This window comes from Dietzia maris (assembly GCF_014144855.1).
GTDB classification, from domain to species: domain Bacteria; phylum Actinomycetota; class Actinomycetes; order Mycobacteriales; family Mycobacteriaceae; genus Dietzia; species Dietzia kunjamensis.
Genome location: NZ_JAALDN010000042.1, coordinates 1 through 7326, shown reverse-complemented (window position 1 = coordinate 7326; position 7326 = coordinate 1). Strand labels below are relative to the sequence as shown.

Below are 7326 nucleotides of genomic sequence, written 5' to 3'. Positions count from 1 at the left end.
CCTCCACCTGCGGTGACGCGGGCTCCTCCACCGACGGCGCCGCCTCCTGCTCCCCCGCCGGCTCCACTCCCGGCGACCCCGCCGCGGACTGCGGCGTGACCGGCGGCTGCGGCACCTGCGTCCTGCAGGGCATGTGCGAGACGGAGAGCACGCGCCCCTGAACCGGCCACCGAGCAGGTCCCCGGCTCCTCCGGTGGCCGTCGGTCCGGTGGCCGTCGCGCACGGCCGCCTCTACGGTCGAGAGGTCCATCCGTCTCACACCGCGAAGGAGAGCCTCATGGCCGACACCGCAGCCGCCGGGGACGTCGTCGACATCCTCACCGCCGACCACCGCGAGATGGTCGGCCTGCTCGAGATGATCGAGAACACCGCCGACGCCGAGGAACGCCGCTCGCTGGCCGACTCCGCCATCGCCGAGGTCGTGCGCCACTCCGTGGCCGAGGAACTGTTCGTCTACCCCGTCTACGAGCGCGAGGTCCCGGGCGGCACCGACGAGGTCGAGCACGACAAGGAAGAGCACCAGGAACTCGAAGAGGTGATGAAGGAGCTCGAGGGCCTGGACGCCGGGAGCGCCGAGTTCATCGCCACCGTGAAGCGGTTCAAGGAACTCCTCGACCACCACGCCGACGACGAGGAGGCGGACCAGTTCCCCAAGATGCGGAAGCACATCTCCGCCGAGGACCTGGTCGACCTGGGCCGCAAGGTCGAGGCCGCCAAGAAGATCGCCCCCACCCGGCCGCACCCCGGCTCACCGCACTCCGAGCTGTTCCACATGACCCTGGGACCCGGCGTCGGCATGGTCGACCGCCTCCGCGACGCCCTCAGCGGGCGGGCCAAGAACACCTGACACCTCCGCTCCCGGCCCCGGCGACCACCCGCGCGGGGCCGGGCCACGCGCTCTCAGCTGCTAGTTCGACAGGCTGACCAGCACGGCGACCAGGCCGCAGGTGGCCATCACGACGACCAACACCACCAGACCGACGTTGTGGGCCGCCCGGGTCTGCGGCACCTCGGCCCCGCGGACGAACCGCCCGACCCGCCGCTCGTGGTGGCGCTGCACCCGGAGCAGCGCCAGCAGCGGGACCACGGTGAGCAACGAGAACACCGACGCCCAGAACACCGACGTCTCCGCCACCAGCTTGGCGATGAGGATGATGTTCACGCCCACCACGGCCCACGTCCGGGCCCACGACAGGCTGGTGCGCTCGGCGGCCAATCCCGCGTCGGGCGGAACCGCCCGCGGTTCCACCCCGATCCGCCGCTGCCGGGGCGTGCTCATGCGAAGGTGCCGCCCAGGATCGCCACGATGAGCAGGACCGCGCCGATCGAGATCCCCAGCACCAGCAGGATGGATGCCTGCGGCATGGGCAGCGGCCGCTGGTGACGCATCGAGGCCTCGATCCGGATCCACCGCCGGAACGCCACGATCGCGAGGACCGCCGCCAGCACCAGCAGGATGCAGGCCAGCGGCGTGCGGACGATCTCGGGGATCTCGTCCCCCGCGAAGGCCTCCATCGCCACCGCGCCCGCCGTCAACCCGAGGCTGGTGCGGATCCAGGCCAGGAAGGTGCGCTCGTTGGCGAGCGTGAACCGGGGGTCCGGTTCCTCGCCGTCCCGCAACGCCCTGGGCCGCCACCCCTCCGGGGCCTGCCCGGTCTGTCCGGCCTGTCCGGTCATCGCCTGCGCTCCGTCATGGTGCCGAGCCTATCGGTCGCCCCCCGACGCCCTGGTGGTGGAATAGGCGGATGGGCATTCTGCGTCGTCTCCGGATCGAGCCGTTCATCCTGGCGATCCTGGCGGCGGTGGTGGTCGCCGCGTTCCTGCCCGCCACCGGTGGCGCGGCCGACGCGCTCGACTGGGTGACGACGATCGGCATCGCCGTGCTGTTCTTCCTCTACGGCGCGCGCCTCGAGCCCCGGGAGCTGGTGGTCGGCCTCACGCACTGGCGGCTCCACTCGGTCGTGCTCGCCTCGACGTATCTCCTGTTCCCGCTCCTCGGCCTGCTCGGCCAGTGGCTCCTCACGCCCGTGCTCGGCGCCTCCCTGGCCGCCGGGTTCCTGTTCCTCACGCTGGTCCCGTCGACCGTCCAGTCGTCCATCACCTTCGTGGCGATCGCCCGCGGGCACGTCAGCGCGGCGGTGGTGTCGGCGTCGGTGTCCAACCTGCTGGGTGTGGTGATCACTCCCCTGCTGGTCTTCGCCCTGATGACCACCGACGGGTCCGTGGTCATCACGTGGAACTCGGTCGGCACGATCGCCCTGCAGCTGCTCCTGCCGTTCGTGGTGGGCCAGCTCCTGCGGACCTGGGTCCTGCCGGTCATCCGCAGGATCAAGCGGATCGCCCTGTTCGACAAGACCGTCATCGTGCTGGTGGTCTACGCGGCGTTCTCCGACGGGGTCGCCGACGGGATCTGGTCGACGATCGGCGTCGGCGAGTTGGCCTGGCTGATCGTCGCGTGCTGCGTGCTGCTCGCGGTGGTGCTGGGTCTGACCGAACTCGCCTCCCGGGCCCTGGGTTTCGAGGACCGGGACAAGCGCGTCGTGCAGTTCTGCGGGTCCAAGAAGTCGCTGGCCACGGGGTTGCCGATGGCGGCCGTGCTGTTCGTCGGCCAGCCGATCGGGCTCCTGGTCCTGCCGCTGATGCTGTTCCACCAGATCCAGTTGATCGTGTGCGCGTGGCTGGCCGGCCGGTACGGGCGGGCCGCAGACACTGGCACCGACGCCGACACCGACCGCGGCGCGGGAGCGTAGGAGGCTCCGGGGGCGTGACGAGCCCGCCGCGGGTCACCGCGCCGGCGGCCTGTCCGTCCCCAGCTCCACCACTGCGGCGGGGTCGCCCAGGCGCGGCCCGAGGACGACCAGGACGGCGAACACCGCAGCGGTGGTGAGCGCGAGACCGATCCACAGTGGGTGGAGGCGCGGGCCGCAGGCGCGCGCTATGAGGGCGCCGACCAGCGCCCCGGCTGTGTTGAACAGCAGGTCCGTGACGCCGGAGTGTCCCAGGGCGAGGACGTACTGGAGGACCTCGACCGTCGCGCTGATCGCCGCTCCGGTGACGACGACGACGAGGACCGCCCTGGCCCGGCCCTCCAGCAGGATGTACAGGAGCACCCCGAGCGGCACGAAGAAGGCCAGGTTGCCGAGTGCGTCGAACAGTGGGCCGAACCAGGTCTGGGCGCCCCTGAACTGAGCGAACGGTACCCATTCGACCGAGCGGCCGCGCTGGGATTCCGGTCGCCACAGTAGCCCGATCACGAAGAAGGCCTTGAGCATGGTCAGCGCCACCACCACGGCGCCGTAGGCGACCACGGCGAGCGCGGCCCAGCCTCGGACCTTCGACTCTGTCGGTTGCGTCACGGGCACAATCCTCACACGGGCCCCGGCGACGGAGGCGGTCCCGGGTCCGGCCGGGATCTCGGGCCCGGAGCGCCGTGGGTCCCGTCAGCCCCGGTGTGCGTCGAGGAATGCCCGGAGTGCCGCGGCGACCTCGGCCGGGCGTTCCTCCGGCGCGAAGTGGCCACAGTTCTCGATGAGATGCAGTTCGCTGCCGGGGATCGCGGCGTGGAGGCGGTGCGCCCAGTCGGTGACCTGCCAGGTGTCGTCGGCGCCCCAGACCAGCTGCACCGGGATCCGACCGAGCCTGTCCAGCTGGTCGGAGATCTCCAGCGTGTGGCGCGGGTCGTAGTGCGCGACCTGGTGCCGGAAGAAGCTCGGTTGGCCGATCGGCCCGCTGATGAGGTCGACATACACGTCGAGCGCGGCGGGGTCGAAGTTCGCCGGGTCGCTGTGCGTCGACAGCAGCCAGTCCCGGAAGTGGGCCCGGTGCTCGGCGTCCGGCGTGCGGGCCAGCTCGTCAAGCCCGTCGGCCATCTGTTCCCGGGTCCGCTCGGAGGGGTAGCTGTCGAAACTCACCACGTCGATGAGGGTCAGGGACCGCAGGCGCCCGGTCGACTGCACGCCGAAGCGTTGCGCGATCCCGCCGCCGATGTCGTGGGCCACCAGGTGGAACGTGTCGAGTCCCCACTCCCCCAACAGCCCCTCGAGGACGGCGACCTGACCGGTGATCGACGTGTCGACGTCGGGGTTCCGCGGCCGCTCCGACAGCCCGTATCCGAGGAGGTCGAAGACGTGGACGCGGTACCCGGCCTCGGTGAGGACGGGCACCACGTCGCGCCAGATGTACGACGACGAGGGCGTTCCGTGGAGAAGGACGACGGGTTCGCCCTCGCCGTGCACGCCGATCGAGATCCGGTGGCCGTCGATGACGGCGTGGCGGTCGACGATGTGGTTCACGGTGTCGCCCTTCCGAAACGGTTGCCCGCTGTGACCCAACTTACTATGGTGGGCGGTGAGTTCAGCAGCGAGCTTACGATATCCCCTCGGAGATGTCCGTGAAACACTCGTTGCAGGTACTCATACGTGTCGGGGCCCGCCCCGGCCCTGTCCGCGTCGAGGTCGAAGGCTGTCTGACACAGGCTAGCTGTCCCGATCTCATCCGGATCCTCGATCACGGCACCCGGATGGCCGGGTGCGCCCACATCTGGGTGGATCTCTTCAGTCTCGACCACATGGATCTGGCCGGAGTCGCGGCGCTGAGGGATTACGCGCGCCATCGGCAGGACTCGGACGACGACTGCCCCCGGATCAGCATCTACGCCCCGTCGGTCCCCCGCCCGTGTACCGCCGTGCCGGGGCACGTCGCGCGGTACGGGTCGCCTTCGGCATCCCGCATCCTCTCGGGAGGGTGGAGATGAGCAACCCCACCGCGTTCACCGCCTCGGAGGAAAGGTGGTCGTGGGCCGACCACGGCAACTGTGTGGGCAGTCCCGACCTGTTCTACAACAGCGACGATGAGCCGAAGTCCTCCCGTCGGAAGCGGGAGGAGTGGGCCAAGCGGCTCTGCGAAAGCTGCCCCGTGATGTCGGCGTGTCGCCGGTACGCCCTGGAGAACCGCGAGCTCTACGGGGTGTGGGGTGGCATGACGGAGAACGAACGCCACCGTCTGGCTGGACGGGCCAGAACCGGCTGATCGGGAGGGTAGCGTGGGATACGACCACGACCGACACCACGTGAAGACGCCGCTCTTGACGGAGCCCTTCGGAACTCGCTCCGGCGGAAGCCGGGTTACAGATCTCGGGGAGTTTTCTCGCCGAAGGACTCTCCGATGCCTGCTGACAGCGCCCCACACCCCCTCGCCATGACGTTGTACGACCTGTTGGCCGAGGACCGTGATGTCCCCGATCTCCTCGACGATCTGGCTCGTCTCGCGGCCGACCACCTTCAACGGAGTCAGGACGTCCACTGCGGCATCATTCTCCGGCGGGAGAAAAGCAAGATCGTCGTTGCCAGTAGCTCCGAGACGGCGTCGCAGATGGACGAGATCCAGGCGGGTTTCGAACAGGGACCGTGCATACAGGCGATGACGGACGGGGCGATCATCGTGGTGACGGACGCGCGAGCGGAGTCACGTTGGCCCGACTACATGGAGGTCGTCCGGGGCCACGGCCTCGCGAGTGCGCTCGCTGTCCCGCTGGAACTGGGGGAACTCGGTGAGGCGGCGATGAACTTCTACACCCGGCATCCCGGCCTGTTTGACGAGGACGACGTGGTCGACGCGCAGCGCTACGCTGACCTCGTCGGCAAAGCGCTCCGCATCGCGCTGCGGATCGCGGACCACGCCGACGCCGCGCGGCATCGGCGCGCCGCGATGGAGAGCCGCACCGCGATCGACATCGCGATCGGGATCATCATGGCGCAGAACCGCTGTTCACAGGATGAGGCCTTCTCGGTCCTGCAGGGGGCGTCGAGCCACCGCAATGTCAAGCTCCGACTTCTGGCCGAGGAAGTCGTCGCGTCCCTGGGGCACGGCGCCCCCGAGACGCCGTTCGACGCCTGACGGACGCGCGGTCTCCGGCCGGGGCACCCCGGGGTGCCCCGGGGCGCAGACGTACGGCCCTCCGGTCAGGCCCCCAGGTCGGAGACGATCCGCTTGGCCAGTTCCTCAGAGGACTGCGGGTTCTGACCTGTGTACAGGTTGCGGTCCACCACCACATGTGAGCCCCACGGCTCGGCGGCGGAGGAGTAGTCGGCGCCCAGCTCGACGAGCTTGTCCTCGAGAAGCCAGGGCGCGCCCTCGGCCAGGCCGACCTGCTCCTCCTCGACGTTGGAGAACCCGGTCATCTTGTACCCCGCGAACGGCGAGGACGACGCATCCTCCGAGGCCGCGAGCACGGCGGCGGGGGCGTGGCACAGCATGGCCAGCGGCTTCTCCGCGGTCACCCGCTCGGCGAGGATCGCACCGGAGGTCTTGTCCACGGCGAGGTCTTGCAGGGGGCCGTGGCCGCCCGGGTAGAACACCACGTCGAACTCGTTGTGATCGACGGAGGCCAGGTCGGAGGGCGAGTTCAGGACGGGCGCGAGCCGGTCGAGCGAGGCCTTCACCTTGTCGAGTGTCTCCGGGTCACCGGCGCCTTCGCCGAGGCTGGCCTGGTCGACGGTGGGAGCGCGCCCACCCGGGGTCGCCACGGTCACGGACCAGCCGGCGTCGGTGAACACCTCGTACGGGGCCACGAACTCCTCGGCCCAGAAACCGGTGGGATGTTCCGACCCGTCCTTGAGGGTCCAGTGGTCGGCTGCGGACATGATCATCAGTACGTTAGCCATGCCGCGACAGTACGGATCTCGGGGCGACTCGCAACTGGTCGCGCGATATCAGTGCGGGTTACCTTCTGCTGTGATCCCGGTCACGCATCAGAGCCTTCTCACGCAATTGTGATGTCACCGCGATTCACTTACCGATCGCTGTTACCTGCGGGTTCGCCTGCTTCCCCGAGTTAGGCGACATATCAGCAGGTCACAGGATTATTCGCCAGGCGATCTCGTTAGTGAGGAAAACGTTGAGGCACCGCCGACACAGTCTTAATGTTCACGCCGCATGAGCTGAGGGGTTCAGCATCCGCCCGGACGAATGGCGCACGGGCATATGACTCGAGGAGGGGTGCCCATGCGGTCAACGCGTCCGCCATTCGCCCGATCCATGTCGCTCATGGTTCTCACCGGATTGGCCCTGCTCGGGTTTTCGGCGGGAGCGGGAGCAGCTTGGCTCTCCGGGGGGACGGCGACAGCCACAGCGGCTGGGCCGGTGGCGTCCTCGGTGCAGCAGTCCGGCCTCACATCAGCCGCACCCTCCCCTACCTCGACGCAACCTTCGTCCTCCACCTCCGCGACCTCGACCGCGCCGGTGAGCAGCGAGCGACTGCCTTCGTCGAGACGCGAGCCGTCGCCGGCCCGCCCGGCCGCCGCGCACGCGCCGGTCGTGCCAGCTCCG

Annotated in this window: 10 protein-coding genes; 5 read left to right on the top strand and 5 right to left on the bottom strand. The window is 69.5% G+C overall.

Annotation, left to right across the window (positions count from 1 at the left end):
• Positions 1–277 precede the first annotated feature (277 nt).
• Positions 278–847, top strand: coding sequence for a hemerythrin domain-containing protein (locus G6024_RS01600; RefSeq protein ID WP_159147710.1), 570 nt, complete (start codon positions 278–280; stop codon positions 845–847).
• Positions 848–907: 60 nt separating this feature from the next.
• Here G6024_RS01600 and G6024_RS01595 read toward each other — a convergent pair whose 3' ends face one another.
• Both G6024_RS01595 and G6024_RS01590 read right to left on the bottom strand, forming a co-directional pair.
• On the bottom strand, positions 908–1279 hold the full coding sequence (locus tag G6024_RS01595; RefSeq protein ID WP_096906396.1) for a DUF202 domain-containing protein: 372 nt from the start codon (positions 1277–1279) through the stop codon (positions 908–910).
• Positions 1276–1677 carry a YidH family protein gene (locus G6024_RS01590; RefSeq protein WP_069390148.1) on the bottom strand — a complete coding sequence of 134 codons (402 nt, stop codon included), beginning with the start codon at positions 1675–1677 and terminating at the stop codon, positions 1276–1278. The genes G6024_RS01595 and G6024_RS01590 overlap by 4 nt, the downstream gene beginning before the upstream one ends.
• A 68-nt stretch (positions 1678–1745) precedes the next feature.
• Between G6024_RS01590 and G6024_RS01585 the strand changes: the two genes are divergently transcribed.
• The gene (locus tag G6024_RS01585; protein WP_069390147.1) at positions 1746–2750 is read left to right on the top strand and encodes a bile acid:sodium symporter family protein; all 1005 of its coding nucleotides are present in this window, start codon (positions 1746–1748) and stop codon (positions 2748–2750) included.
• Between the two features lie 33 nt (positions 2751–2783).
• Here G6024_RS01585 and G6024_RS01580 read toward each other — a convergent pair whose 3' ends face one another.
• Positions 2784–3356 (bottom strand): VanZ family protein, encoded by a 573-nt coding sequence (locus G6024_RS01580; RefSeq protein ID WP_069390146.1) that lies wholly within the window; start codon positions 3354–3356, stop codon positions 2784–2786.
• A gap of 84 nt (positions 3357–3440) precedes the next feature.
• Complete coding sequence (locus G6024_RS01575) at positions 3441–4292, bottom strand: alpha/beta fold hydrolase (protein WP_069390145.1); 852 nt, start codon at positions 4290–4292, stop codon at positions 3441–3443.
• Positions 4293–4749: 457 nt separating this feature from the next.
• Here G6024_RS01575 and G6024_RS01570 point away from each other — a divergent pair, with 457 nt between their 5' ends.
• A complete protein-coding gene (locus tag G6024_RS01570; RefSeq protein WP_067720140.1) occupies positions 4750–5028 on the top strand; it encodes a WhiB family transcriptional regulator in 279 nt (92 codons plus the stop codon).
• A 135-nt stretch (positions 5029–5163) separates the two neighbouring features.
• Positions 5164–5895 (top strand): GAF and ANTAR domain-containing protein, encoded by a 732-nt coding sequence (locus G6024_RS01565; protein ID WP_067720142.1) that lies wholly within the window; start codon positions 5164–5166, stop codon positions 5893–5895.
• A gap of 65 nt (positions 5896–5960) precedes the next feature.
• Here G6024_RS01565 and G6024_RS01560 read toward each other — a convergent pair whose 3' ends face one another.
• A complete protein-coding gene (locus G6024_RS01560; protein ID WP_067720144.1) occupies positions 5961–6662 on the bottom strand; it encodes a type 1 glutamine amidotransferase domain-containing protein in 702 nt (233 codons plus the stop codon).
• Positions 6663–7097: 435 nt separating this feature from the next.
• On the opposite strand from G6024_RS01560, the gene G6024_RS16360 reads away from it, so the two are divergent.
• Positions 7098–7326, top strand: a 229-nt coding sequence (locus G6024_RS16360; protein ID WP_206683376.1) for a hypothetical protein, incomplete at its 3' end; no start/stop codon positions are given.